The sequence below is a fragment of the Citrobacter sp. Cpo045 genome (assembly GCF_030332875.1).
GTDB lineage: Bacteria > Pseudomonadota > Gammaproteobacteria > Enterobacterales > Enterobacteriaceae > Citrobacter > Citrobacter portucalensis.
This window is the reverse complement of record NZ_JAOWGZ010000107.1, coordinates 126,454-152,332: the sequence shown is the minus strand read 5'-3', so window position 1 is coordinate 152,332 and position 25,879 is coordinate 126,454. Positions and strand designations below refer to the sequence as shown.

The following is a 25,879-nucleotide window of genomic DNA, read 5'->3' as shown; positions in this document are numbered from 1 at the left end:
CGCCGAAAAAGTCTTATTTTGTTATAGACTGCGGTTATTGGCCGCAAGGGTAGAGTATTATAGAGATAGTTTTCGATCCAATTAGTTGATCACACTAATTATGATTTGTTTGTTGGATTGATGTACTAATTATGACCGAATGATAAAAACAAAAACGCCCGCGAAGGCGGGCGTTTACAGGCTTAACGACTTGCAGTGGGCCGGGTTAACTTCCGGCGGCAAGCATTTTATGCTTCTTCGTCGTCACGCAGCGGAACAATCAACATGTCGACGTGGACGGTGTTGATCAGTTGGCGCGCGGAGGACATCAGTTTGCTCCAGAAATCCTGGTGGTGACCACAGACGACCAGATCCATGTCGTATTTTTTGATGGCATCAACCAGAACCTGACCCAGGTCGCCGCTACCGCTCAGGGTTTCGGTGATAGGGTAGCCTGCATTGGTGGACAGCTCGGTTAACGCGTGGTGGGTTTCTTCAGAAATGCGTTTCTGCATGTCGCCCAGATTCACGTCGATGAGCCCGGTGTACAGGTCGGAATAGTTTACGTCAACGTGGATAAGGGAGACTTTAGCATTGTAAGGTCGCGCCATAGAAACCGCTTTTTCAACCAGAACTTTGCTTTCCGGAGAAAGATCAACCGCGATAAGAATGTGTTTATAAGCCATAGTGTTACTCCTTCCATAAGTTGTCGATGACTAGCCTGCTGGCGTTATATGCCGCCGCGTCATCCGCGTCCTGCGAACCTTGTGCGCGGGGCTAGCCCAGTCGTAAAAACGTACCATATAAGGACTATCCTTACATTATAGCGACCAGGATAATCCGTCAATCCGCCTTGCTTGCCAAATAGTTAAACAAATTTTTTAGTTAATTGCATTGATAGCGATTAACCTTATGGCAAAAAAATTAACTAATCTCCTACACTATCTAAAGAGGCGTTCGGATGCGTGATACTAACACGAACGGTTTCGGCTGCACTCTTCATTGAATGGTTTGGCAGGGTATCGGGGAGCGGTAGTCCCGGAAAGGAGTTCCGTGGGCGGGTCGCCGGGGAGGAGGTATGATAAGCACCATTGCATTATTCTGGGCTTTATGTGTCGTTTGCATTGTTAATATGGCGCGCTATTTTTCTTCGCTACGCGCACTGTTAGTGGTACTTCGTGGTTGCGATCCATTACTTTACCAGTATGTAGATGGAGGGGGCTTTTTTACCTCGCATGGGCAACCGAACAAGCAGATGCGTCTGGTGTGGTATATCTACGCTCAGCGTTACCGCGATCATCATGATGATGAATTTATTCGCCGCTGTGAGCGGGTTCGCGGTCAGTTCATTCTCACCAGCGCGCTATGCGGCCTGGTGCTAATCAGCATGGTTGCGCTGATTATCTGGCACTGATGCCAACAACAGATACAAAAAAAGCGGGTCAGCTTCCTGACCCGCTTTTTTATCATGCATTCGCTTAGATAAGCTTCAGGGAGAGCCAGTACAGCACCCCGGAAAGAATAATCGCAGCCGGCAGGGTGAAGACCCAGGCCATCAGAATGCTGGTTACCGTTTTACGCTGCAATCCGCCGCCATCAACAACCATCGTCCCCGCAACGGAAGAAGAGAGAACGTGGGTGGTGGAAACGGGCATACCGGTGTAGCTGGCGAGACCGATAGAGACTGCGGCGGTCATCTGCGCCGACATCCCCTGGGCATAAGTCATGCCTTTCTTACCGATTTTCTCGCCGATGGTGGTGGCAACGCGACGCCAGCCAATCATCGTACCAATACCCAGCGCCAGTGCGACGGCCATAATGATCCAGATAGGCGCGTACTCAATGGTGCTCAGCATGTCGGCTTTCAGTTTTTTCAGCAGACGCTGATCGTCAGCGCTTACGCCAGGCAGCTTAACCACTTTATCGGTGGTATCAGAGATGCACAGCATAATACGGCGCAGCTGACCACGCTGTTCGACGCTTAACTTGTCGTAGGTTTCCAGGTTCGCCAGCATACCTTTCGCACGTTCCAGCGCGTTGATGGTATTCGCCGGGTGGCAATGGAACTCTGTCGTCGTCGCGGGTGCCGCGTCCGTCGGGGACGGAATCAGCTGGTCTACGCCTGTGGCCTGTTTAAGCAGGTCAGGGCGCTGCTGGAAGAAGACTTCGACGTTATTGATTGCATCACGGGTACGGGTAATCTCGTAACCGGAAGCATTCATATTCACCACGAAGCCTGCAGGCGCTACGCCAATCAGCACCAGCATCACCAGACCAATGCCTTTCTGCCCGTCGTTAGCGCCATGAGAGAACGCTACGCCGATAGCGGAGAGGATCAGTGCAATACGGGTCCAGAACGGCGGCTTTTTCTTGCCATCTTTCTTTTCACGTTCTGCTGGCGTCAGGTGGATACGGGCACGTTTTTTTGTACCGCTCCAGTAACGACGCAGAATGAAAATAAGACCGCCTGCAACCACCAGACCAACAATTGGCGAGATGATAAGCGAAGCAAAAATACCGATAACTTTCGGAATGTTAAGTGCGTCCACCACCGAGGTGCCGGTCATCAGTGCATTGGTTAAACCAATACCGATAATGGCGCCAATCAGCGTGTGGGAGCTGGATGCAGGTAAACCAAAGTACCAGGTACCCAGGTTCCAGATAATTGCCGCCAGCAGCATGGAGAACACCATGGCAAGGCCATGTGACGATCCCATATTAAGCAGCAGATCCGTTGGTAGCATATGCACGATGGCATACGCCACGCTGAGACCACCCAGCAAAACACCAAAGAAGTTGAACAACGCAGCCATGACCACCGCCAATTGCGAACGCATTGCACGGGTATAGATCACGGTTGCGACAGCATTGGCTGTGTCATGGAAGCCGTTAATTGCTTCGTAGAACAGCACAAAAGCCAGAGCAAGCAATAGTAAAAGCCCGGTATGTAAATCCAGGCCAGCAAACAAATGTAGCATAGGACGTTACGCCATTTTGAGGACATGAACGCGGCGCATTATCAGTGACTTTGGCGGCGCGGGCAAAGTGAAATATAGAGTTTTTTTGATTTGTCTCCTGCTTTGTTTTACACCACTAAAGAATTATCCTATATATTTCAGTTAAATACCCTTTATCGGTAGTTTGGTGCTGGTGCGACCACTGAGGAATCTTTACAATTCACACCCGCTTTTTAGAGAGGATCGCAACGTGGAAAGGTTTGATACCGTTATTATAGGCGCTGGCGCAGCGGGTATGTTTTGTGCCGCGCAGGCAGGACAAGCAGGTAGTCGAGTACTGCTTATTGATAATGGTAAAAAGCCAGGACGCAAGATTCTCATGTCTGGCGGGGGACGTTGCAACTTTACCAATCTTTATGTCGAACCGGCCGCCTATTTGAGCCAAAACCCGCATTTTTGCAAATCGGCACTGGCGCGTTACACGCAGTGGGATTTTATCGACCTGGTGGGCAAACACGGTATTGCCTGGCACGAAAAAACGCTGGGTCAGCTGTTCTGCGATGATTCCGCTCAGCAAATTGTCGATATGCTGGTAGACGAGTGTGAAAAAGGTAACGTAACTATGCGGTTACGGAGCGAAGTCCTGAGCGTGGTGCAGGATGATGAAGGTTTCACCCTCGAACTGAACGGCATGACGGTCGGCACGAAAAAACTGGTTATCGCTTCCGGTGGGCTTTCCATGCCGGGTCTGGGGGCAACGCCGTTTGGTTATAAAATTGCCGAACAGTTCGGACTGAAGGTGTTGCCAACGCGCGCGGGACTGGTGCCCTTTACATTGCATAAGCCACTGCTGGAGCAGCTTCAGGTGCTCTCTGGCGTGTCGGTCTCCTCCGTTATCACCGCCGAGGATGGCACCGTATTTCGCGAAAATCTGCTCTTTACACACCGAGGACTTTCGGGCCCAGCTGTTTTGCAGATTTCCAGTTTTTGGCAGCCAGGCGAATTTGTCAGTATTAATTTGTTGCCGGATGTTGACCTTGCGAGCTTCCTTGACGAACAACGTAGCGCACACCCTAACCAGAGCTTAAAGAACACCTTAGCAATGCAGTTGCCAAAGCGTCTGGTGGAATGCCTGCAGCAGTTAGGGCAAATTCCTGACGTGTCTCTGAAGCAGCTTAACGTGCGCGATCAGCTAACGCTGGTTGAAACGCTGACCGAGTGGCGGGTGCAGCCGAACGGTACGGAAGGGTATCGTACCGCTGAAGTCACGTTGGGCGGCGTCGATACCAACGAGCTGTCATCGCGCACGATGGAAGCCCGCAAAGTGCCAGGGCTCTACTTTATCGGCGAAGTGATGGACGTCACCGGCTGGTTGGGTGGCTATAACTTTCAGTGGGCATGGTCGAGTGCCTGGGCATGTGCGCAGGATTTGGTATCTGAATAAGCGAAGACGATACGTTGAGCGTGGACCCGCTGCGTTTTACATAAAGCTCACTTGTGAAATTTGCCCGGTAAATGGATTGCCGGGCACGATTTTTTTCCTGCAACATACCTGCTACAACCGAATAGACATATTGAATCCAGGTGTTAGTATTCAATAGACAGCAGTAATGAGTATGCGTGTTTCATTTCCGGCCAGGAACGCTGATGATGACAACATTACTACCCGATATCACAGCATTTTCATCATTCACTTCCTTCGCGGCGCAGGTTGCTTACATGCCTGTCTGCTCTCTGGCCATTGTTTCTCATTCCTTCTTATCCCGGATGGAATCTTCCGCTGAATAGCTGTTCAGTGGGCTTTGTGACACGCATCGTTTGATAACAGGGATTACGGCGGGTCGAATATGGATAAGTTTAAACGTCATATGATGTGGTGGGTGGCGGGCATCCTGGTCGTGGTGGCCGCGATAGCCTGGTGGATGCTGCGCCCTGCGGGAATACCGGAGGGGTTTGCAGCCAGCAACGGCAGAATTGAAGCCACTGAAGTGGATATTGCCACCAAAATTGCCGGGCGAATTGACACGATCCTCGTGTCGGAAGGGCAGTTCGTCCGTCAGGGTGAGGTGCTGGCGAAAATGGATACCCGCGTGCTGCAGGAGCAGCGGCTGGAAGCAGTAGCCCAAATCAAAGAGGCCGAAAGTGCGGTGGCGGCGGCGCGGGCGCTGTTAGAGCAGCGGCAAAGTGAAATGCGCGCCGCGCAGTCGGTGGTAAAACAGCGTGAGGCGGAACTGCAGTCGGTCTCTAAACGCCACGTCCGCTCCCGTTCGCTATCTCAGCGAGGGGCTGTGTCTGAGCAACAGCTGGATGACGACAGGGCTGCGGCAGAAAGCGCACGCGCTGCACTGGAATCCGCAAAGGCGCAGGTCTCTGCGGCAAAAGCCGCAATTGAAGCCGCCCGCACCAGTATCATTCAGGCGCAAACCCGCGTAGAAGCCGCGCAGGCTACCGAACGTCGTATTGCGGCTGATATTGATGACAGCGAGCTGAAAGCCCCGCGGGATGGTCGCGTACAGTACCGCGTAGCTGAACCTGGCGAGGTGCTTTCCGCGGGCGGTCGCGTGCTGAATATGGTCGATCTCAGCGATGTCTACATGACGTTCTTCTTGCCAACCGAACAGGCTGGTTTACTGAAGATTGGCGGAGAAGCGCGGCTGGTGCTGGATGCTGCGCCGGATCTGCGTATTCCGGCGACCATCAGCTTTGTGGCTAGCGTCGCGCAGTTCACGCCGAAAACGGTCGAAACCAGCGATGAACGGCTGAAACTGATGTTTCGCGTCAAAGCGCGTATCCCGCCAGAGCTGTTGCAGCAGCATCTGGAGTACGTGAAAACCGGTCTGCCGGGCATGGCGTGGGTGCGTGTTGATGAAAGTCGCGCCTGGCCTGACGACCTGGTGGTGAGGTTGCCGCAATGACGCATCTGGCGCTGGTTCCCGTTCCTCCCGTGGCGCACCTTGACGGCGTGAGTCAGCATTACGGGAAAACGGTAGCGCTGAACAATATCACGCTGGATATCCCTGCCCGCTGTATGGTGGGGTTGATTGGTCCGGATGGCGTCGGAAAATCGAGCCTGCTGTCGCTCATCTCCGGCGCGCGGGTCATTGAACACGGCAACGTGATGGTGTTGGGTGGCGATATGCGCGACCCAAAACATCGCCGGGATGTCTGCCCGCGCATTGCCTGGATGCCGCAGGGGCTGGGGAAAAACCTGTATCACACGCTGTCGGTATATGAGAACGTCGATTTCTTTGCCCGCCTGTTTGGGCATGACAAAGCGGAGCGTGAGGCGCGGATTACCGAGCTGCTGAATAGCACCGGACTGGCACCGTTTCGCGACCGTCCTGCCGGGAAACTCTCGGGGGGGATGAAGCAAAAGCTGGGGCTGTGCTGCGCGTTAATCCACGACCCGGAACTGTTAATTCTCGATGAACCCACCACCGGGGTCGACCCGCTGTCCCGCGCCCAGTTCTGGGATCTGATTAACAGCATTCGCCAGCGGCAGACCAACATGAGCGTGCTGGTTGCGACCGCTTATATGGAAGAAGCCGAGCGCTTTGACTGGCTGGTGGCGATGAACGCCGGGGAGGTGTTAGCCACCGGGAGCGCGCAGCAGCTACGTGAGCAAACCAACAGCAACACGCTGGAGCAGGCGTTTATCGCGCTGTTACCTGAAGCCCAGCGCCAGGCGCATAAACCGGTAGTGATCCCGCCGTATCACGCTGAGCAGGAAGAGATTGCCATCGAGGCGAAAAACCTGACCATGCGCTTCGGTAAATTTGTGGCGGTGGACCACGTTAACTTCCGCATTCCGCGCGGGGAAATCTTCGGTTTTCTCGGCTCCAACGGCTGCGGTAAATCCACCACCATGAAAATGCTCACCGGACTGCTGCCCGCAAGCGAAGGCGAGGCGTGGCTGTTTGGGCAAGCGGTTGATCCGAAAAATATCGATACCCGCCGCCGGGTAGGCTATATGTCGCAGGCATTTTCGCTCTACAACGAGCTGACCGTCCGGCAAAACCTCGAACTACATGCGCGGCTGTTCCATATCCCCGAAGCAGAAATCCCTGGGCGGGTGCAGGAGATGAGTGAGCGCTTTTCGCTGACCGATGTCGAAGATGCGCTGCCCGGTGCGCTGCCGTTGGGGATCCGTCAACGCCTGTCGCTGGCGGTGGCAGTGATCCATCGCCCGGAGATGCTCATTCTTGATGAACCGACCTCCGGGGTCGATCCGGTTGCGAGGGATATGTTCTGGCAACTGATGGTCGACCTGTCGCGCCAGGACAAAGTGACCATTTTTATCTCCACCCACTTTATGAACGAAGCGGAGCGCTGCGACCGCATGTCGCTGATGCACGCCGGAAAAGTACTGGCCAGCGGTACGCCGCAGGAACTGGTGAAACAGCGTGGAGCTGCCAGTCTGGAAGAGGCGTTTATCTCCTGGTTGCAGGAAGCGGCAGGCCCGGCGCCGGAAGCTCAGTCAGCGCCAGCCAATGTCCCGACAGTGCATGAAAACGGTAAGCCGCCGCGGCAAGGCTTTAGCCTGCGACGCTTGTTCAGCTACAGCCGCCGTGAAGCGCTGGAGCTACGACGTGACCCGGTGCGCTCCACGCTGGCGCTGATGGGCACAGTGATCCTGATGCTTATCATGGGCTACGGCATCAGCATGGATGTAGAAAACCTGCGTTTTTCGGTGCTCGATCGCGACCAGACCGTCAGCAGCCAGGCGTGGACGCTGAATCTGGCGGGTTCGCGCTATTTTATCGAGCAACCGCCGCTCACCAGTTATGACGAGCTGGACAAACGGATGCGTTCAGGTGAAGTTGCGGTAGCAATTGAAATTCCGCCAAATTTTGGCCGCGATATCGCGCGTGGAACGCCGGTGAAGATTGGCGTCTGGGTCGATGGCGCAATGCCAAGCCGCGCTGAAACGGTCAGGGGGTACGTGCAGGCGATGCACCAGACCTGGCTGCAGGATGTGATGGCGCGCCAGCCAAATGCCAGCGGGCAAAACGGGCTGATGACCATTGAAACTCGCTATCGTTACAACCCGGATGTGAAGAGTCTACCGGCGATTGTTCCGGCAGTGATCCCACTGCTGTTGATGATGATCCCTTCCATGCTCAGCGCCCTCAGCGTGGTGCGTGAGAAAGAGCTGGGGTCGATTATCAATCTGTACGTTACGCCCACGACCCGCAGCGAGTTTTTACTCGGCAAACAGTTGCCGTACATCGTGCTGGGCATGCTGAACTTCCTGCTGTTGTGCGCGCTGTCGGTGTTTGTGTTCGGCGTTCCGCATAAGGGGAGCTTTGTGACCCTGACGCTGGCTGCGCTGCTGTACGTCACCATTGCCACCGGGCTGGGGCTGTTAATCTCCACGTTTATGAAAAGCCAGATCGCGGCCATTTTTGGTACGGCGATTATTACGCTGATCCCGGCGACGCAGTTTTCCGGAATGATCGATCCAGTTGCCTCGCTGGAAGGGCCGGGTCGGTGGATTGGTGAAATTTATCCGACCAGCCATTTTCTGACCATCGCGCGTGGAACGTTCTCTAAAGCGTTGGATCTGACCGATCTCTGGCAGCTGTTTATTCCGCTGGCGGTAGCCATTCCGGTGGTGATTGGTCTGAGCGTATTACTGCTGAAAAAACAGGAGGGGTGATGCGCCGATTACGCAATATTTATAACCTCGGCATCAAAGAGTTGCGCAGCCTGCTGGGTGACAAAGCGATGCTGACGCTGATCGTCTTCGCCTTCACGATTTCGGTTTATTCTTCCGCGACCGTCCTGCCGGGTTCGCTGCATCTGGCACCGATTGCTATTGCCGATATGGACCAGTCGCAGTTGTCGAATCGGATTGTGAACAGCTTTTATCGCCCGTGGTTTTTACCGCCGGAGATGATCACTGCCGATGAAATGGATGCCGGGCTGGACGCCGGGCGCTATACCTTCGCCGTAAACATTCCGCCTGATTTTCAGCGTGATGTGCTGGCCGGACGACAACCGGATATACAGGTTAACGTCGATGCCACGCGGATGAGCCAGGCGTTTACCGGCAACAGCTATATCCAGAATATCATCAGCGGCGAGGTGAACAGCTTTGTGGCGCGTTACCGCGATAACAATGAGCCGCCGGTGGCGTTGGAAATGCGCATGCGCTTTAACCCTAATCTGGAACCCGCCCGTTTTGGCGCGGTGATGGCGATCATCAATAACATCACTATGCTGGCGATTGTGCTGACCGGTTCGGCGTTGATCCGCGAACGCGAGCACGGGACCATTGAACATCTGCTGGTGATGCCGGTGACGCCGTTTGAGATCATGATGGCAAAAATCTGGTCGATGGGGCTGGTGGTGCTGGTGGTTTCCGGTCTGTCGCTGATGCTGATGGTAAAAGGCGTGCTCGGCGTACCGATTGAAGGTTCGATACCGTTGTTTATGCTGGGCGTGGCGCTGAGCCTGTTCGCCACCACCTCGATCGGCATTTTTATGGGCACGCTGGCGCGCTCTATGCCGCAGCTGGGGCTGCTGATGATTCTGGTGCTGCTGCCGTTACAGATGCTTTCAGGTGGCTCCACACCGCGTGAAAGCATGCCGCAGGCGGTGCAGGACATTATGCTGACCATGCCGACTACTCATTTTGTCAGTCTCGCGCAGGCGATACTTTATCGCGGAGCCGGGTTTAGCATTGTCTGGCCGCAGTTTCTGACGCTGCTGGCGATTGGTAGCGCGTTCTTCCTGATTGCACTGCTGCGTTTCAGAAAGACGATTGGCACGATGGCGTAATCATTATTGCCGGGGGCGCTTCGCTTGCCTGGCCTACAAACGGTAACGGACGTAGGCCGGATAAGGCGTAGCCGCCATCCGGCATCCCGCAACGAAACAGGCAATTACTCTTCTTTCGGCAGGCACTGTAGATGGCCGTGGCGCACGCCGCGCTGGGAAATCACGTCATCGGCAAAATGCTGTACATCGCCCATGTCGCCTTTTAGCACGGCGATTTCCAGGCAGTCGTCATGGTTGATGTGCACGTGCAGCGTGGCGACCGATAAATCGTGGTGGTGGTGTTGGGTAGAAACAATACGGCTGGCCAGATCACGCTTCTCATGCTCATAAACATACGAGAGCACCGCGAAGCCCTGGGTGCCGTGTTCAAGGGTAGTTTCCTGCGCCAGTGCGCCACGCAGAATATCGCGTATCGCTTCGGAACGGTTGTTGTAGCCACGGCGCTGACTCAGGCCGTCGAGCGTTTCCAGTAAATCGTCATCGAGGGTAATGGTGACTCGTTGCATCTGCAGTTAACCTTTCATGTGGCGCGTTGGCGCACAGGGAGTAAGGGGAATAGCGTATTTTGTAACACACGTCCGGCATCCGGGGAAAAGGTTAATGCTCTCGTAATAAAAGCAGCAGGGTACTGACCTGTTCATCCAGCGGAGCGAGCGTATCTTTAACGATCAGATGCAAAGGCGTGGCGCGGCGAGCACCATGGCTTAACGGCAGTGGGCGTAAAAGCCCCTGATCAAGCTGCGTCTGAATACGTTCCTCAGGCAGCCAGCCGTAACCGACCTGATACATCACTGCATCAATCGCGGCATCAATGGTCGAGAAGGTCCAGGCATCACGCGCCGGTTGTTGTGGGTTATCGCGATCGGCAATGCGAATTAGCGGCCAGGCGCGTAATGCGTCTTCATTCAGCGGCGCATCCAGCATGAAGAGTGGGTGATCGCGGTGGGCCACGGCCACGAAGTCAATATTCATCAGCCATTCGCCGCGTCCGGTGACATCCTGACGCCGGGTCAGGACCATTACGTCCGCATCGGCATGTGCTGCCAGTCGAGCATCGCCATTCTCCAGGACTTCGGTCAGACGCACCTGCGTTTGCGGCCAGGCCTGCTGAAACTGTTTGAGAATGGCAAACAGGCGTTTGCGTGGGAAGATGCTATCTACCATCAAATCCAGCCGCGTTCGCGTACCGTTTTGTAACGTTGCGGCCCGGGTTTCCACCCATAAAAAGGCCTTCAGTAGCGGTTTGACCTGATTGAGCAATAGCTCTCCGGCCGGTGTCAGGACAGCCCTGCGCCCTTCCGGGGTCAGCAGCGTTACGCCAAGTCGCTCCTGTAACAGTGCCAGATTGTAGCTTACCGAAGACTGGCTACGGTTGGTCTCTTCCGCCGCTTTAGCGAAGCTGCCCAGCTCCACCACTTTCTCCAATAGGGCCCACTGCTCGAGGGTTGTTTTGTGCATAACTCATCTAATAATTGAATGAATTTGATGCAAACATAGCGTTATTCATCCAATTTTTGAAGCGTTAAGATCCTCGCATCAAGTAAGAGGAGAACGAATATGAGCGCGTTTGATAAACATGATTTAAGCGGATTTGTCGGCAAACATCTGGTCTATACCTACGATAATGGCTGGAATTACGAGATCTACGTGAAAAACGACACTACGCTGGATTACCGCATTCACAGCGGCATTGTGGGGAATCGTTGGGTGAAAGATCAGCGGGCCTATATTGTGCGGGTCGGGGAGAGCGTTTATAAAATTTCGTGGACCGAACCGACCGGGACCGACGTCAGCCTGATCGTAAATCTGGGTGACAAACTCTTTCACGGCACCATCTTTTTCCCTCGCTGGGTGATCAATAATCCGGAAAAAACGGTCTGCTTCCAGAATGACCATATTCCGCTGATGATGTCGTACCGCGATGCCGGCCCGGCGTATCCCACCGAGGTGATTGATGAGTTCGCGACCATTACTTTCGTACGTGACTGCGGCGCGAACAATGATGACGTTATTGCCTGTGCGGCGAGCGAGCTGCCGAAAAACTTCCCGGAAAATTTACGCTAAGGCTTCCAGTCGCTGCACGGCGTCTGCTGTCAGGGTAAACGGCGTGGGGGTGCACACCGCCAGGCTCAGGGTATCGAGCTGGCACTGGCTGACGGAGAGTGAGGAAGTTAGCGCGGTACTGTCGACGCTGACGATTTGCCAGGCGCTACCGCCGCGCTGTTTCACGATAGCTTCTTTACGCGTCCAGATGCGCCAGAACGCCGCCAGCTGTTGCTCCGGGCGTTCGGCCTCGACTTCGGCATGTTCACCAAGACTGAATACCGTATTTGCCAGCGTTTGCCAGTTATCGCGCGGGCGAACGACTTCTATATCGCAGCCGACTTCCCCTTCGTCGCTGAGCAGCAGGGCGATATCATCACCGCTGTGGCTGAGATTGAACCACAGCGGCGTGTCAGCAGAAAAGGCCGGTTTTCCTTGCTCGCCATAGACGATGTCTGGTAATGGCGAAAGGGCATGGGAAAGCAGCACGCGACCGGCCAGCCAGCGCGCACGGCGAGCACCTTGCGGCGCTTGCTCACTCAGTGCGGCAGGCAGTGCACCAGCGCTTAAAACAGAAACTTTCCCAAGAACGATCCGGTACATATTAGGGCTAACCTTTAGTAATAATGGGGTTGTGTATCATTCTTCACATGCTGTTTGCAAGTTTATCCCGGTAATCGGCTTTTGGGCCTGCCGGGCCCCAGCAAAATCGCCAGTTTGCTGCCGCCTTTGGTGGTTTCCATCCAGATTTTACACACGCTGGTTAACGGCACGGAGAGCAACATGCCGACCGGACCGAGCAGCCATCCCCATACCAACAGAGAGAGGAAGACGATTAGCGTCGATAATCCCAGCCGATGCCCCATCATTCGGGGTTCGAGAATATTGCCAATCACCATATGCACCACCAGAAACAGTGCGCCAACCAACAGACATTCGTAAATGCCATTAAAAAGCAGTGCCTGGATCATGGGCGGGACGGCGGAAATGACCGAGCCAATGTTGGGCACGTAGTTTAACAGGAATGCCAGTACGCCCCACATCAGAGCAAACTGAATCCCCATCAGTGCCAGTCCCAGCCAGATTATGGCACCGGTCCATAAGCTGAGCAGCGTTTTCAGCGCCAGATAGTGTGACACACCCTTCAGCGCTCGATGTAGCCCCGCAATGTGGATTTGCGGATTATTCAACGCAAAACGCATCTTATAGGGGACATGACGCACCTCAAACAGCATAAAAACTACCGTCATCACCAGCAGAAAGACGCTGGCCATGGCACCAGAAAGACTCGTCATCAGCGTGGTTGTGAAGGTCATCAGCTTGTCAGAGTCCATGCGTTGCAGTATACGTTCCGGGGACATATGCAGATTCAGAAAAGGCACCATCTCTTGCAAATACAGAACCTTGCGCGTTAGCTCCTTATTGTATTTTGGCAGCAGGTCCATGAATTCAGTGATTGACGACGCCAGCACGCCAACCAACGCCGTAAGAACGATCAGCATCACAACCACGACTAAGGTAATAGCGATTGGGCGACCGACTCCCCGGCGGATAAACCAGGTGACCAGTGGATTCAATACAATGGCAAAAAAGAGGGCCAGCAGCAGCTGCACAATGATATCTGCCGCAGCATGGATACCTGCGAGGATCACCACCAGAGCGGCCAGTTTGAGCAAAATGTGCAAACCCGTTTTATCGGGCTGGGTGGTTATCATGTCTTCTTCCTGTTTGCGTTTTTGCATTAAGTGTAGCGGCTGGCTTGCGACTGATATTCCTAAACTGGCTACTGATTTCTGCTCTGCAACATGGTAGAAATGAAACACTGTTGTGAAAACGTGGTGACCCTCCATGCCCGAACCCGTCGCTGAACCGACGCTTAGCGGTTTACGCCTGAACCTGCGTATTGTTTCTGTGGTGATGTTTAACTTCGCCAGCTACCTGACCATCGGCCTGCCGCTCGCGGTGTTGCCTGGCTACGTCCATGATGTAATGGGATTTAGCGCTTTCTGGGCTGGGCTGGTCATCAGCCTGCAATACTTCGCTACGCTGCTGAGCCGTCCGCATGCCGGTCGCTATGCCGATCTGCTGGGGCCAAAGAAGATTGTGGTATTTGGGCTGTGCGGCTGCTTTTTAAGTGGCCTGGGCTATTTACTGGCGGGATCAACGAACGGCTGGCCGTTGGCCAGTCTGCTGCTGCTATGTCTGGGGCGCGTGATTCTCGGGATCGGGCAAAGCTTTGCCGGGACCGGCTCTACGCTGTGGGGCGTGGGGGTGGTTGGCTCAATGCACATCGGACGGGTGATTTCCTGGAATGGTATCGTGACCTATGGCGCGATGGCGATAGGCGCGCCGCTGGGTGTTCTGTTTTATGCCTGGGGTGGCTTACAGGGGCTGGCGCTGACCGTGATGGGCGTGGCACTGTTGGCAATCCTGCTGGCGCTCCCTCGTCCGGCGGTGAAGGCCAGCAAAGGCAAACCGTTGCCATTTCGCGCGGTGCTTGGGCGCGTCTGGTTGTATGGTATGGCGCTGGCCCTGGCCTCCGCCGGATTTGGGGTAATCGCTACCTTCATTACCTTGTTCTATGATGCCAAAGGCTGGGATGGCGCCGCATTCGCGCTGACGCTTTTTAGCTGCACGTTTGTCGGTACTCGTTTGTTGTTCCCAAATGGTATCAACCGTTTAGGCGGGCTGAATGTGGCGATGATCTGCTTTAGCGTCGAGATTGTCGGGCTGTTACTGGTCGGGATGGCTTCGATGCCGTGGATGGCGAAGATCGGCGTTCTGCTGGCCGGGGCTGGGTTCTCACTGGTTTTCCCGGCGCTGGGCGTGGTGGCGGTAAAAGCCGTTCCTCAGCAAAATCAGGGTGCTGCGCTGGCGACCTACACGGTGTTTATGGATTTATCGCTGGGGGTTACCGGGCCGCTGGCCGGGCTGGTCATGACGTGGGCGGGTGTGCCGGTTATCTATCTGGCAGCGGCAGGGCTGGTAGCGGTGGCGTTATTGCTGACCTGGCGGTTAAAAAAACGGCCTCAGGTGGTGTCACCGGAGGCCGCGTCATCGTCTTAACCGTTACTGGATAACCAGCGTGTTAATGATGTTTTCTGCGGTAGTCTGCGCTTTTTGCTGATCGTCAGCAGGCAGCGTGATTTGCAGCGTCAGCAGTTGGTTGTCCACTTTACCCAACACCACGGAAGAGTATGCGGTCTGGCCTTTGGCCGAGATGATGCTGTCTAACTGCTGCAGCGTGTGGCCTTTCAGCTCAATAGATTTATTGGTGACGACCTGCAGCTGCGGATCACGGCTACGCTGCTGATCTTCCAGACGTTTTGCCAGCACGGCCAGATCTTCGTTGGTGTTGTCGCCAACAATCACAATCACCGCTTTCTGGCCGGTTGCGTCAGAATATACGTGCATATTGTTCGCCTGGGTGCCCAGCTTGCCGCTCTGATCGGTCATATCCGCTGGCAGGGAAAAACTGAGTTTGCCGTCCAGCAGGCTGACCGGTTGTCCGGTGGCGTTACTTTCTGCGGCAGCACCCTCGGCTGGCGCTTTTGTATCGCTATTATCACAGGCCGCAAGCCCCATAACCAGCAGGCCAATACCGACATATTTAACCAGATTGCGCATTGACTTCTTCCTTTCGATAAACGGCCATAACGGCTCATTCGTCCATCTTATCACAACTCGGAAAATGAACCTTTAACTCGTCTGCAATGCAGAGATTTCAGATTTATCTGCCAGCCTTTTCAGTAACATATTCAGCAACACGCCATACATTGGCAGGAAGAAAATAATGCTGATCAGCACTTTGAAGCAGTAATCGACCAATGCGATTTCCATCCAGTGCTCGGCCATAAAGGCATCCGGGCTACGCCAGAAAGCGATAAAGAAGAAGGCCAACGTATCGCTGATATTGCCAAACAGCGTGGACGCCGTCGGTGCCAGCCACCAGCGACGGTTCTGACGCAGGCGGTTAAAGACATGCACATCCAGAATTTGTCCCAGCGCGTAGGCCATAAAGCTGGCGGCGGCGATACGGGCGACAAACAGATTAAAGTGCAGCAGTGCGCCGAATCCTTGCCACGATCCCATATAGAACAGCGATGAAACGACATAGGAGATCAGCAGCGCGGGGATCATAACCGCAAAGATGATACGTCGAGCCAGCGGCGCGCCAAAAATACGCACGGTCAGGTCGGTCGCGAGGAAAATAAACGGAAAGCTAAACGCGCCCCATGTGGTATGGAAACCAAAAATGGAGATTGGAAGCTGCACCAGATAGTTGCTGGAGGTGATCACCAGCAGATGAAATAGCGATAGCCAGAACAACGCTTTTACGCGCTGAGTTTGTGTAAACGGAGTCATATTGTGACCTTTTTGTTGGATGGGGTGAGGGAACCCAATAAAAAACCGTCGCATGATACTGCTTTAAGAGCACATTGCAATGGTTGTTTTTCACGCAATCGTTAACCTGATTGGCTTACGCCACAACAGAGCGTAAAATAACGCCGTTTTTGTATGAATGAGACGACGATGAGCGACCTGTTTACTTCCCCCGACCATACTCTTGATGCCCAGGGGCTGCGCTGCCCGGAACCGGTAATGATGGTACGTAAAACCGTACGCGGCATGCAGGCCGGTGAAACGCTGCTGATTGTCGCCGACGATCCGGCAACAACCCGCGATATTCCTGGCTTCTGTACCTTTATGGAACATGAGCTGGTGGCCAAAGAGACCGACTCGCTGCCGTACCGCTATCTGGTGCGCAAAGGCCAGTAATCTTGTTATGCCGGATGGCGCTAACGCTTCTCCGGCCTATAAAGACTGAGTAATCTGTAGGCCTGATAAGCGAAGCGCCATCAGGCGAGAAACAGGCACTACCCTTTACGCAACAACCGCAGCGCGTTCGCGGTCACCAGCACCGTCGCCCCCGTATCCGCCAGCACCGCCAGCCACAGTCCGGTTATCCCGAGCAGCGTGGTGACGAGGAAAATCCCCTTCAGACCCAGCGCAATCGCAATGTTCTGGCGAATATTGGCGTGGGTGGCCCGCGCCAGCTGAATCATTTGCACCAGACCACGCAGACGGTTGTGGGTCAGAGCGGCATCGGCGGTCTCCAGCGCGACGTCGGTCCCGCTTCCCATCGCAATACCAATTGTGGCCGCTTTCATTGCCGGAGCGTCGTTGATGCCGTCGCCGACCATCGCCAGCGGCGACTGTTGGTTAAGATGGGTAACGGCCTGCACCTTATCTTCCGGCAAGAGTCCCGCTTTGAATTCGAGGCCCAGTTCACCGGCAATGGCGGCGGCCGCACGCGGGTTATCACCGGTCAGGATCACGCCTTTCACGCCAATCTGATTAAGCTCGCTGATGGCGCTGCGAGCGTCATCGCGCAGCGTGTCCTGTAGGGCCAGTACGCCGAGTACAGTATCGTTACGCAGCACCAACACCACCGTTTGGCCCGCGCTTTCCAGCTCGCTAATCTGCCCGGCAAAGGCGTCGGCAGGCTGCTTACCAGCGGCGCAAATCAGTACGCGTTCGCCGTTGACCAGCGCTTCAATTCCAGAGCCAACCAGCGCCCGTTGCTCTTTTGCGACAGGAATAGTCAGCTCGCGCGTTTGTGCTTCCCGAACAATTGCTTGTGCCAGCGGGTGTGTCGCGCCTTGCTCTACCGCTGCCGCCAGTGCCAGCAATTCAGCCTCACCAATACCGCTTGCCGGATGAATCGCCGTGACGCGTGGTTTACCGACGGTCAGGGTGCCGGTTTTATCAAACGCCACCTGAGTGACTCTACCCAACTGTTCCAGCGCGGCCCCGCCTTTGATTAACGCGCCACGACGTGCCGCGGCGGCAAGACCAGAAGTAATGGCTGCGGGGGTTGAAATCACCAGAGCGCAAGGACAGCCAATCAGCAACAGCGTCAGCCCTTTGTAAATCCACTCCTGCCAGGATGCGGCAAACAGCAGTGGCGGTACGAGGGTGACCAGCAGCGCAACCGCCATAATAGCTGGGGTATAAATTCGGCTGAAACGGTCAATAAAGCGCTCAATGGGAGCGCGGCGTTCTTCCGCTTCTTCAATCAGCTTCAGAATACGGTCAATCGCGCTGGCACCCGGTTCTGAGAGCACTTCCAGCGTAACCAGACGATCCACGCTGGTGGCACCCGCCGGGACTTTCTCGCCGGTGGCGCGTTCAACCGGGATCGATTCGCCGGTCAGGGCGCTCTCATCAAAGCTGGCAAAGCCGGAGACCAGTTTGCCGTCGGCAGGTAAACGCCCACCCGCGGCAACTTCAATAACATCGCCAGGCCGGAGGGTATTGATAGCCACCTCTTCGCGTTCGCCGTTACGCAGGCGTGTGGCGGTTTCCGGTTTGAGCGCCATCAGAGCGCTGACCCCTTTACGGGCGCGGCTGGCGGCCCATCCTTCCAGACGCTCGCCAATTAAAAACAGTAGCAGCACCATAGCGGCTTCCGCCGTCGCGCCGATAAACAGTGCACCAATGGCGGCGACGCTCATCAGCGTTTCAATGGCAAAGTAGCTGCCGGTTTTCATCAGACGCAGGGCCTGACGGGCAATGGGATACAGACCGACCAGCGTGGTGGCGATAAACGCTATCTGACCGAAAGGATGATTGAACTGCTCCAGCCCCCAGCTAATCGCCATCATAATAATCAGCGAAATCAGCGGCAGGTTTTCTTTAAAACGTGACTCGGGGGCGGCGTCCGTCGCGTGCTCATCGCGCAGGGTATAGCCTGCTTTTTGCACCGCGTTTTCAACTTGCTGGCGGATATCGGAACCGGCATCGACCACCAGTTTTTCAGTGGCGAACAGAACCTGGACCTGGTTGACGCCGCTGACCTGGCGGACCGCATTCTCTACTTTGCGGGCGCAAGCTGCGCAGTCCATGCCCGCCACTTTCCAGGAATAGCGGGTACCTATTACGGTATCGGATACGGTTGGTGTAGTGGAGCAGCTTCCTTCGCAGCAGCAGTCATCCGCCTTTTGTGGTGCAGGCGCTGGCTTGAAAGAAGAGAATTGTGGGACTTTTTTGCCACGGGTATCGGGTGTCGACATGGCATCCTCCGGTTGATAATCATTTCGTATTAACCGGAGGATACACTCTGGAGTCGACTCCAGAGTCAAGCGTTTTAAAGATACAACGAACGAACAATCAGGAAATGTCCGGCGAAGTAGCAGGCGGCGGCAATAGCGTTATCGGCGCGGAAGCGGCGACGGTAATGGCTACCCAGCCAGACAATGTTGCCGATGAACAGGAGGGATGCGCCCATAAATGCCGACAGCGCCGGGGCGGTCGGTCGAAAGAACCACAGCTCACCGGCCATCCAGACCATCATCAGCGTGATGCCGATAAAGGTGCAGATAGCGACACGCAGCTCTTCCAGACGCGTCCAGATCACGGCGATCAGCAACGCCCCCAGCACTACCAGCACCAACGGCAAAGGCCAGAAGAACGACAGCGTCATTTGGCTGGCGAAGTAAATGGTATAAAGCAGATGCGACAGGAAGAATGCCCCCACGGCGTACAGCAGGCGTTGGCGCGGTAACAGCGTCAGCGCATCGCCCAGCAGCGAGGCAAGCAGGCCAGCCAGCACCAGATAGCTGATAGCGTTAAACATTGGCGCCTGCCAGGCCAGCAGCGCCAGCAGGAGTAACGTCAGGGGCTTAAAGACCCAGCGTTGCCAGGCAGGTCCACGATAGGAAGCATCCACGAACAACCATGCGGAAAGACAGACAGCGATAAACGACCAAAGCATCTTAGTTCCTTGAATTCGTTATTTTTTCGTAAGCGGGGTGCTCACGGCTCTACTGTCCAGTGTAGAGGTCGACACAGCCAGATGACAACACCATAACAGGCGATGTATGCTTATTTCCGCATTTTCTGATGGGTTAATAATATGAGCAAACCACCACTTTTTTTCATTGTTATCATTGTCTTAATCGTTGTCACTGCGTCGTTTCGCTTTGTTCAGCAGCGGCGAGAAAAAGCCGATAATGATGCGGCGCCGCTGGTGCAAAAGCAGGTGGTGGTAAGTAACAAACGGGAAAAACCGCTAAATGATCGACGATCCCGTCAGCAGGAAGTGAGCCCGGCAGGAACCAGCATGCGCTATGAAGCCAGCTTTAAGCCACAAAACGGGGGGATGGAGCAGACGTTTCGTCTGGGTGCCCAGCAGTACCACGCATTAACGGTCGGGGATAAAGGCACGCTGAGTTACAAAGGTTCGCGATTTGTTGATTTTACGCTTGAACGCTAAGGTGTCATCTGACTGATGCCGGATGGCGGCTTACGCCTTATCCGGCCTACAGATTTTTCGCCCCGGCTCGCAACGTGCCGCCGGGCGAAAAGATCACAGCTACTTCTTCAACTGATCTTTAATCTTCTTCTGCCACACCAGTAGCTCAAAGACGCCGAACAGAAAAATACGGATTTTCTCTCCGTTGGTCATCTGCGGGCCATCTTTAGGCATGGTGCTTTTTAGCAGCGCCAGTTGCATGCCATGCATCAGCACCATAAATATCAGTGCGACGTTAACGAAGATGTTAAGCGGGCGTGGAAAGGGTTGGAAAATATTCAGTAGTAAAAATGCCCAGACGCACAGCATCAGCAGGCGTCCCAGGTTAATCAGCATCGTGCTCTCCTTGTGCTTCACGTTGGTACAAGCGATAGGCGACCTGTCCGGCGACTTTCTCACGGTATAGCGACCAGTTCACCGGAACCGGCGGTAAGCCGTTTTCTACTTCGCTTTCAACGTAAATATACGCTTCATTTGCCAGCCAGCCATGAGTTTCCAGAAGCGTTAATGTTTCTTCCAGTAATCCTTTGCGAAACGGCGGGTCAACAAATACCACGTTATGCGGCGTACCTGCCTGAGCCAAAAATGTCAGCGTATTGGTGTTGACGACGCGGGCGTGAGAGGCTTTCAGCGTGGCGAGATTCTTTTGTAGCTGCTGAGATACCGCGCGATCCATCTCCAGAAGCGTCGCATTTGCCGCATAGCGAGAGAGGGCTTCCAGCCCCAGCGCGCCGCTGCCGGCGAAGCAGTCCAGACAGTGAGCATCGACCATTACCGGGGCCAGCCAGTTAAACAACGTTTCGCGCACACGGTCGGTGGTCGGACGTAAGCCGGGGCTGTCCGGAACCGGGAGTTTACGGCCACGCCATTGCCCGCCAATAATGCGGATCTGGCCGCTACCAGAGTGATTCGGTTTTTTCATTTCTATTATTGCTCAATCCGCCTATAGCATGTCATTCCAGGCGGTGATGTGAGTTAAGTTAACCCGTCGCCTTTCAAGTTACCTCTTCGTTGGCTGCACTTACTCACTCGAATCACTTACTAAAAGTAAGCTCATCGGGATTCGTGCGCTTGCCGCCTTGACGTAACTCGAAATTCATTGGGTATAAGTGATAGACTATTTCATCATTTTTTTAGCTGCTATGTACATAGCGTTGACGCTGTGCCATGAAGCAACAGCGGGGAGTGTAGTCGCAAATGGCGAAAGAGAAAAAACGTGGCTTTTTTTCCTGGCTGGGCTTTGGTCAAAAAGAGCAGGCACCGGAAAACGAGACAGAAGTAAAAAATGAAGAACAACAACCGGTTGCTGAAGAAACTACCGTCGTTGACGAACAGCCGCACGTCGAGGAAACCCGTAGCGAGTCTGAAACGCAAGCCTTTGCAGCTGAAGTCGTTGAAGTAACTGAACAGGTTGCGGAAATCGAAAAACTGCAGCCGGAAGAAGAACCTGTCGCCGAACAAGCGCAGCCGGAGATTGAGCCGGTTGCTGAACCCGTTGCTGAAACTGTAGTGGAAACGCCAGCAGCGGTGGTTATCGAACGCGAAGAATTGCCGCTGCCGGAAGAGGTGAAAACTGAAGAAGTTTCTGCCGAAGAATGGCAGGCCGAAGCGGAAACCGTGGAAATCGTTGAGGCGGCTGAAGAAGAAGCTGAAAACGAACCGCAACTGACCGACGAAGAGCTGGAAGCACAGGCGCTAGCCGCTGAGGCTGCTGAAGAAGCGGTTATGGTGGTGCCGGTAGAAGAACCTGCTGTAGAAGAACCGGTAGAAGAAGAGGTGGTCCAGGAGCAGGAAAAACCAACCAAAGAAGGTTTCTTTGCGCGTCTGAAACGCAGCCTGCTGAAAACAAAAGAAAACCTCGGTTCCGGATTTATCAGTCTGTTCCGTGGTAAAAAAATCGACGATGATCTGTTTGAAGAGCTGGAAGAGCAACTGCTGATCGCTGATGTGGGTGTAGAAACGACCCGCAAAATCATTGCGAATCTGACGGAAGGCGCCAGCCGCAAGCAGCTTAAAGATGCGGAAGCGCTGTACGGTCTGTTGAAAGAAGAGATGGGCGAGATTCTGGCGAAGGTTGACGAACCGCTGAATGTTGATGGCAAAACACCATTTGTTATCTTAATGGTTGGCGTCAACGGCGTGGGCAAAACCACCACTATTGGTAAGCTGGCGCGTCAGTTTGAGCAGCAGGGTAAATCGGTAATGCTGGCGGCAGGTGATACTTTCCGTGCGGCGGCAGTAGAACAGCTGCAGGTTTGGGGTCAGCGTAACAACATCCCGGTGATTGCTCAGCATACTGGCGCGGATTCCGCGTCCGTCATCTTTGATGCCATCCAGGCGGCGAAGGCGCGTAACGTAGACGTGCTGATCGCTGATACCGCAGGGCGTTTGCAGAATAAATCGCACCTGATGGAAGAATTGAAAAAAATCGTTCGCGTCATGAAGAAGCTGGACGAAGATGCGCCGCATGAAGTTATGCTGACTATCGACGCCAGCACCGGGCAGAATGCGATAAGCCAGGCCAAACTGTTCCATGAAGCGGTGGGCTTAACCGGTATCACCCTGACCAAGCTGGACGGTACGGCGAAGGGCGGGGTTATCTTCTCGGTAGCCGATCAGTTTGGCATCCCTATCCGCTATATCGGTGTGGGCGAACGTATCGAGGATTTACGTCCGTTTAAAGCGGACGATTTTATAGAGGCACTTTTTGCCCGAGAGGATTAACAATGATTCGCTTTGAACATGTCAGCAAGGCCTATCTCGGTGGGAGACAAGCGCTGCAGGGAGTGACCTTCCATATGCAGCCTGGCGAGATGGCGTTTCTGACCGGCCACTCCGGCGCGGGGAAAAGTACCCTGCTGAAGCTGATTTGTGGAATTGAACGGCCCAGCGCCGGGAAAATCTACTTTAGCGGGCATGACATCAGCCGTTTGAAAAACCGTGAAGTGCCGTTTCTGCGTCGCCAGATTGGCATGATTTTTCAGGATCACCACCTGTTGATGGACAGAACCGTGTTTGACAATGTGGCAATCCCGCTGATCATCGCGGGTGCCAGCGGGGACGATATTCGTCGTCGCGTGTCAGCGGCGCTGGATAAGGTCGGGCTGTTGGACAAAGCGAAAAACTTCCCGATTCAACTCTCCGGCGGTGAACAACAACGCGTCGGCATCGCCCGTGCGGTGGTGAATAAACCTGCGGTGCTGCTGGCGGATGAACCAACGGGGAACCTGGATGACGCGCTGTCAGAAGGGATCCTTCGCCTGTTCGAAGAGTTTAACCGCGTCGGGGTCACGGTATTAATGGCCACGCACGATATTGGCCTGATCTCCCGTCGCTCCTATCGCCAAATGGTTCTGAGCGATGGACATCTGCATGGAGGCCTGGCGCATGAATAGACGTGACGCTATTAACCAAATCAAACAGTTCGGTGGCCGACTGGATCGCTTTCGTAAATCGGGCGGTGCGCCGGGTGACGGCGGTCGCAACGCGCCAAAGCGTGCGAAAGCCGCGCCAAAGCCGAACTCGCGTAAAACTAATGTCTTTAACGAGCAGGTACGTTATGCGTTTCAGGGCGCGTTACAGGACCTGAAAAGCAAGCCGCTGGCGACGTTTCTGACGGTGATGGTCATTGCCATCTCCCTGACGCTGCCAAGCGTATGCTACATGGTTTATAAGAACGTAAACCATGCGGCAAGCCAGTATTATCCGTCTCCGCAGATCACCGTTTACCTGCAAAAAACGCTGGATGATGATGCGGCGGCGCGGGTGGTTGGTCAGTTGCAGGCCGAGCAGGGCGTGGAGAAAGTGAATTATCTTTCTCGTGACGACGCGCTGGGCGAATTCCGTAACTGGTCTGGCTTTGGCGGCGCGCTGGATATGCTGGAAGAGAACCCGCTTCCGGCCGTGGCGGTTGTTATCCCGAAACTGGACTTCCAGGGTACGGAGTCGCTGAACACGCTGCGTGACCGCATCGCACAAATCAACGGTATTGATGAAGTGCGAATGGATGACAGCTGGTTCGCTCGCCTGGCGGCGCTGACGGGCCTTGTCGGACGCGTTTCCGCGATGATCGGCGTGCTGATGGTGGCGGCGGTCTTCCTCGTCATCGGTAACAGCGTGCGTCTGAGTATTTTTGCGCGTCGCGATACCATTAACGTGCAAAAACTGATTGGCGCGACGGATGGATTTATCCTGCGTCCGTTCCTCTACGGCGGTGCACTGCTCGGTTTTTCCGGTGCATTTCTTTCACTGATTTTGTCAGAAATTTTGGTGATGCGATTGTCGTCAGCGGTGACTGAGGTGGCACAGGTATTTGGAACCAAGTTTGATATCAATGGCTTATCATTCGACGAGTGCCTGTTATTGCTGCTGGTGTGCTCAATGATTGGCTGGGTGGCGGCCTGGCTTGCCACGGTTCAACATTTACGCCACTTTACCCCCGATTAAAAAATCTCTGGTATAATCTTTCCCTGCACTGAGTAGTTCGCTCTGCAGGGAAAGAGTCCCTGTGATCTCTTCCCGGCGTATTCATTGTGATGTCACATTTTGTGCGTAATCTATACACATTACGACATGGAACTTGTGGATAAAATCACTGTCTGATAAAAGATTGAATGATATTCTCGTTGCTCATAAGCTCTGGCATGGTTGTTGCTACTGGTTTTTGTTAATTAGTTTTTAGCCAATGCGCCAGATGAAAAGATTGAGAGGATTTGAATGACCAAAGAAATGCAAAATTTAGCTTTAGCCCCTGTTGGTAACCTGGAATCTTACATCCGGGCTGCGAACGCGTGGCCGATGTTGTCGGCTGACGAGGAGCGGGCACTGGCTGAAAAGCTGCATTACCAGGGCGATCTGGAAGCAGCTAAAACGCTGATCCTGTCTCACCTGCGCTTTGTTGTTCATGTTGCTCGTAATTATGCGGGCTATGGCCTGCCGCAGGCGGATCTGATTCAGGAAGGTAATATCGGCCTGATGAAAGCTGTGCGCCGTTTCAACCCGGAAGTGGGTGTGCGCCTGGTTTCCTTCGCCGTGCATTGGATCAAAGCTGAGATCCACGAATACGTTCTGCGTAACTGGCGTATCGTTAAAGTTGCGACCACCAAAGCACAGCGTAAGCTGTTCTTTAACCTGCGTAAAACCAAGCAGCGTCTGGGCTGGTTTAACCAGGACGAAGTTGAAATGGTTGCTCGCGAGCTGGGTGTTTCCAGCAAAGACGTGCGCGAAATGGAATCCCGTATGGCGGCACAGGACATGACGTTTGACATGTCTTCAGACGATGAGTCTGACAGCCAGCCGATGGCCCCGGTGCTGTATCTGCAGGATAAATCTTCTAATTTTGCCGACGGCATTGAAGAAGATAACTGGGAAGATCAGGCCGCGAACAAACTGACCCACGCAATGGAAGGTCTGGACGAGCGTAGCCAGGACATCATTCGTGCCCGTTGGCTGGACGAAGACAACAAGTCGACGTTGCAGGAACTGGCCGATCGCTACGGCGTTTCCGCTGAACGTGTTCGTCAGCTTGAAAAGAACGCCATGAAAAAACTGCGCGCGGCGATCGAAGCGTAATCTTCGCGCATTGCCAATGAACCCTCGAATGTGAATTCGGGGGTTTTGTTTTTTGTAGGCCGGATAAGGCGTTTACGCTGCCATCCGGCAACACCTTTGCCCGATGGCGCTTTGCTTATCGGGCCTACGACCTTTCCTCCCCTCCCCAGATACGAATTTGTTATCTGGATGTAAATTTAGCTATTCCAAAATAATAAAAATCGGGTATGTTTTAGCAGAGTATGCTGCT

25 protein-coding genes are annotated in these 25,879 nt (G+C 54.3%); 13 read left to right on the top strand and 12 right to left on the bottom strand.

Annotated elements, in window-relative coordinates:
- Nucleotides 1–227 precede the first annotated feature (227 nt).
- On the bottom strand, nt 228–665 hold the full coding sequence (gene uspA, locus OGY13_RS22585) for a universal stress protein UspA (protein WP_003023368.1): 438 nt from the start codon (nt 663–665) through the stop codon (nt 228–230).
- Between the two features lie 392 nt (nt 666–1,057).
- Between uspA and uspB the strand changes: the two genes are divergently transcribed.
- Entirely contained in the window at nt 1,058–1,393 is a 336-nt protein-coding gene (gene uspB / locus OGY13_RS22580; RefSeq protein ID WP_003023371.1) for a universal stress protein UspB, read from the top strand.
- Between the two features lie 64 nt (nt 1,394–1,457).
- On the opposite strand, the gene pitA is transcribed toward uspB, so the two are convergent.
- Nucleotides 1,458–2,957 (bottom strand): inorganic phosphate transporter PitA, encoded by a 1,500-nt coding sequence (pitA, locus tag OGY13_RS22575; RefSeq protein ID WP_003827471.1) that lies wholly within the window; start codon nt 2,955–2,957, stop codon nt 1,458–1,460.
- 229 nt (nt 2,958–3,186) lie between these two features.
- Here pitA and OGY13_RS22570 point away from each other — a divergent pair, with 229 nt between their 5' ends.
- The 4 genes from OGY13_RS22570 (at nt 3,187) to OGY13_RS22555 (ending at nt 9,719) form a co-directional block, all read left to right on the top strand.
- Nucleotides 3,187–4,380: a BaiN/RdsA family NAD(P)/FAD-dependent oxidoreductase gene (locus tag OGY13_RS22570; protein ID WP_103014711.1), complete on the top strand. Its 1,194-nt coding sequence runs from the start codon at nt 3,187–3,189 to the stop codon at nt 4,378–4,380.
- Between the two features lie 403 nt (nt 4,381–4,783).
- On the top strand, nt 4,784–5,851 hold the full coding sequence (locus OGY13_RS22565) for an HlyD family secretion protein (RefSeq protein ID WP_003827499.1): 1,068 nt from the start codon (nt 4,784–4,786) through the stop codon (nt 5,849–5,851).
- Nucleotides 5,848–8,595, top strand: a complete 2,748-nt coding sequence (rbbA, locus tag OGY13_RS22560) for a ribosome-associated ATPase/putative transporter RbbA (RefSeq protein ID WP_213752477.1) — start codon at nt 5,848–5,850, stop codon at nt 8,593–8,595. Before OGY13_RS22565 ends, rbbA begins: the two co-directional genes overlap by 4 nt.
- Entirely contained in the window at nt 8,595–9,719 is a 1,125-nt protein-coding gene (locus OGY13_RS22555) for an ABC transporter permease (protein ID WP_020996068.1), read from the top strand. The genes rbbA and OGY13_RS22555 overlap by 1 nt, the downstream gene beginning before the upstream one ends.
- A gap of 104 nt (nt 9,720–9,823) precedes the next feature.
- Here the strand turns inward: OGY13_RS22555 and nikR are convergent, their stop codons facing one another.
- Both nikR and OGY13_RS22540 read right to left on the bottom strand, forming a co-directional pair.
- Nucleotides 9,824–10,225, bottom strand: a complete 402-nt coding sequence (nikR, locus tag OGY13_RS22550) for a nickel-responsive transcriptional regulator NikR (RefSeq protein WP_003827507.1) — start codon at nt 10,223–10,225, stop codon at nt 9,824–9,826.
- A gap of 91 nt (nt 10,226–10,316) precedes the next feature.
- On the bottom strand, nt 10,317–11,177 hold the full coding sequence (locus OGY13_RS22540) for a LysR family transcriptional regulator (RefSeq protein ID WP_048236965.1): 861 nt from the start codon (nt 11,175–11,177) through the stop codon (nt 10,317–10,319).
- 99 nt (nt 11,178–11,276) lie between these two features.
- Here OGY13_RS22540 and OGY13_RS22535 point away from each other — a divergent pair, with 99 nt between their 5' ends.
- The gene (locus OGY13_RS22535; protein WP_008786388.1) at nt 11,277–11,783 is read left to right on the top strand and encodes a phenolic acid decarboxylase; all 507 of its coding nucleotides are present in this window, start codon (nt 11,277–11,279) and stop codon (nt 11,781–11,783) included.
- Here OGY13_RS22535 and acpT read toward each other — a convergent pair.
- Nucleotides 11,775–12,365 carry a 4'-phosphopantetheinyl transferase AcpT gene (gene acpT / locus OGY13_RS22530; protein ID WP_003827514.1) on the bottom strand — a complete coding sequence of 197 codons (591 nt, stop codon included), beginning with the start codon at nt 12,363–12,365 and terminating at the stop codon, nt 11,775–11,777. The genes OGY13_RS22535 and acpT overlap by 9 nt on opposite strands.
- 62 nt (nt 12,366–12,427) lie before the next feature.
- Nucleotides 12,428–13,477 carry an AI-2E family transporter gene (locus OGY13_RS22525; RefSeq protein WP_079934309.1) on the bottom strand — a complete coding sequence of 350 codons (1,050 nt, stop codon included), beginning with the start codon at nt 13,475–13,477 and terminating at the stop codon, nt 12,428–12,430.
- 133 nt (nt 13,478–13,610) lie between these two features.
- On the opposite strand from OGY13_RS22525, the gene OGY13_RS22520 reads away from it, so the two are divergent.
- The gene (locus tag OGY13_RS22520) at nt 13,611–14,828 is read left to right on the top strand and encodes an MFS transporter (RefSeq protein ID WP_003827545.1); all 1,218 of its coding nucleotides are present in this window, start codon (nt 13,611–13,613) and stop codon (nt 14,826–14,828) included.
- A gap of 3 nt (nt 14,829–14,831) precedes the next feature.
- Here OGY13_RS22520 and OGY13_RS22515 read toward each other — a convergent pair whose 3' ends face one another.
- Nucleotides 14,832–15,389, bottom strand: a complete 558-nt coding sequence (locus OGY13_RS22515) for a DcrB family lipoprotein (RefSeq protein ID WP_003827547.1) — start codon at nt 15,387–15,389, stop codon at nt 14,832–14,834.
- Nucleotides 15,390–15,461: 72 nt separating this feature from the next.
- Complete coding sequence (locus tag OGY13_RS22510) at nt 15,462–16,127, bottom strand: 7-cyano-7-deazaguanine/7-aminomethyl-7-deazaguanine transporter (RefSeq protein ID WP_003827549.1); 666 nt, start codon at nt 16,125–16,127, stop codon at nt 15,462–15,464.
- Between the two features lie 168 nt (nt 16,128–16,295).
- On the opposite strand from OGY13_RS22510, the gene tusA reads away from it, so the two are divergent.
- Nucleotides 16,296–16,541, top strand: coding sequence for a sulfurtransferase TusA (gene tusA, locus OGY13_RS22505; RefSeq protein WP_003827551.1), 246 nt, complete (start codon nt 16,296–16,298; stop codon nt 16,539–16,541).
- A 98-nt stretch (nt 16,542–16,639) separates the two neighbouring features.
- On the opposite strand, the gene zntA is transcribed toward tusA, so the two are convergent.
- Together zntA and OGY13_RS22495 are read right to left on the bottom strand one after the other, a co-directional pair.
- Complete coding sequence (gene zntA, locus OGY13_RS22500) at nt 16,640–18,838, bottom strand: Zn(II)/Cd(II)/Pb(II) translocating P-type ATPase ZntA (RefSeq protein WP_060682898.1); 2,199 nt, start codon at nt 18,836–18,838, stop codon at nt 16,640–16,642.
- 74 nt (nt 18,839–18,912) lie between these two features.
- On the bottom strand, nt 18,913–19,539 hold the full coding sequence (locus tag OGY13_RS22495) for a lysoplasmalogenase (protein ID WP_003827558.1): 627 nt from the start codon (nt 19,537–19,539) through the stop codon (nt 18,913–18,915).
- 141 nt (nt 19,540–19,680) lie between these two features.
- On the opposite strand from OGY13_RS22495, the gene OGY13_RS22490 reads away from it, so the two are divergent.
- Nucleotides 19,681–20,040 (top strand): DUF2500 domain-containing protein, encoded by a 360-nt coding sequence (locus OGY13_RS22490; protein WP_213752478.1) that lies wholly within the window; start codon nt 19,681–19,683, stop codon nt 20,038–20,040.
- A 99-nt stretch (nt 20,041–20,139) separates the two neighbouring features.
- Here the strand turns inward: OGY13_RS22490 and OGY13_RS22485 are convergent, their stop codons facing one another.
- Both OGY13_RS22485 and rsmD read right to left on the bottom strand, forming a co-directional pair.
- Complete coding sequence (locus OGY13_RS22485) at nt 20,140–20,415, bottom strand: DUF1145 family protein (protein ID WP_003023415.1); 276 nt, start codon at nt 20,413–20,415, stop codon at nt 20,140–20,142.
- Complete coding sequence (gene rsmD, locus OGY13_RS22480) at nt 20,405–21,001, bottom strand: 16S rRNA (guanine(966)-N(2))-methyltransferase (protein WP_032945257.1); 597 nt, start codon at nt 20,999–21,001, stop codon at nt 20,405–20,407. Before rsmD ends, OGY13_RS22485 begins: the two co-directional genes overlap by 11 nt.
- A 275-nt stretch (nt 21,002–21,276) precedes the next feature.
- On the opposite strand from rsmD, the gene ftsY reads away from it, so the two are divergent.
- From ftsY to rpoH, 4 genes are all read left to right on the top strand, one after another.
- Nucleotides 21,277–22,803, top strand: coding sequence for a signal recognition particle-docking protein FtsY (gene ftsY / locus OGY13_RS22475; RefSeq protein ID WP_213752479.1), 1,527 nt, complete (start codon nt 21,277–21,279; stop codon nt 22,801–22,803).
- 2 nt (nt 22,804–22,805) lie between these two features.
- Nucleotides 22,806–23,474, top strand: coding sequence for a cell division ATP-binding protein FtsE (gene ftsE, locus OGY13_RS22470; RefSeq protein WP_003023420.1), 669 nt, complete (start codon nt 22,806–22,808; stop codon nt 23,472–23,474).
- Nucleotides 23,467–24,525: a permease-like cell division protein FtsX gene (ftsX, locus tag OGY13_RS22465; protein ID WP_003837835.1), complete on the top strand. Its 1,059-nt coding sequence runs from the start codon at nt 23,467–23,469 to the stop codon at nt 24,523–24,525. Before ftsE ends, ftsX begins: the two co-directional genes overlap by 8 nt.
- Nucleotides 24,526–24,795: 270 nt before the next feature.
- Complete coding sequence (gene rpoH, locus OGY13_RS22460) at nt 24,796–25,650, top strand: RNA polymerase sigma factor RpoH (RefSeq protein WP_003023425.1); 855 nt, start codon at nt 24,796–24,798, stop codon at nt 25,648–25,650.
- Nucleotides 25,651–25,879: the final 229 nt, after the last annotated feature.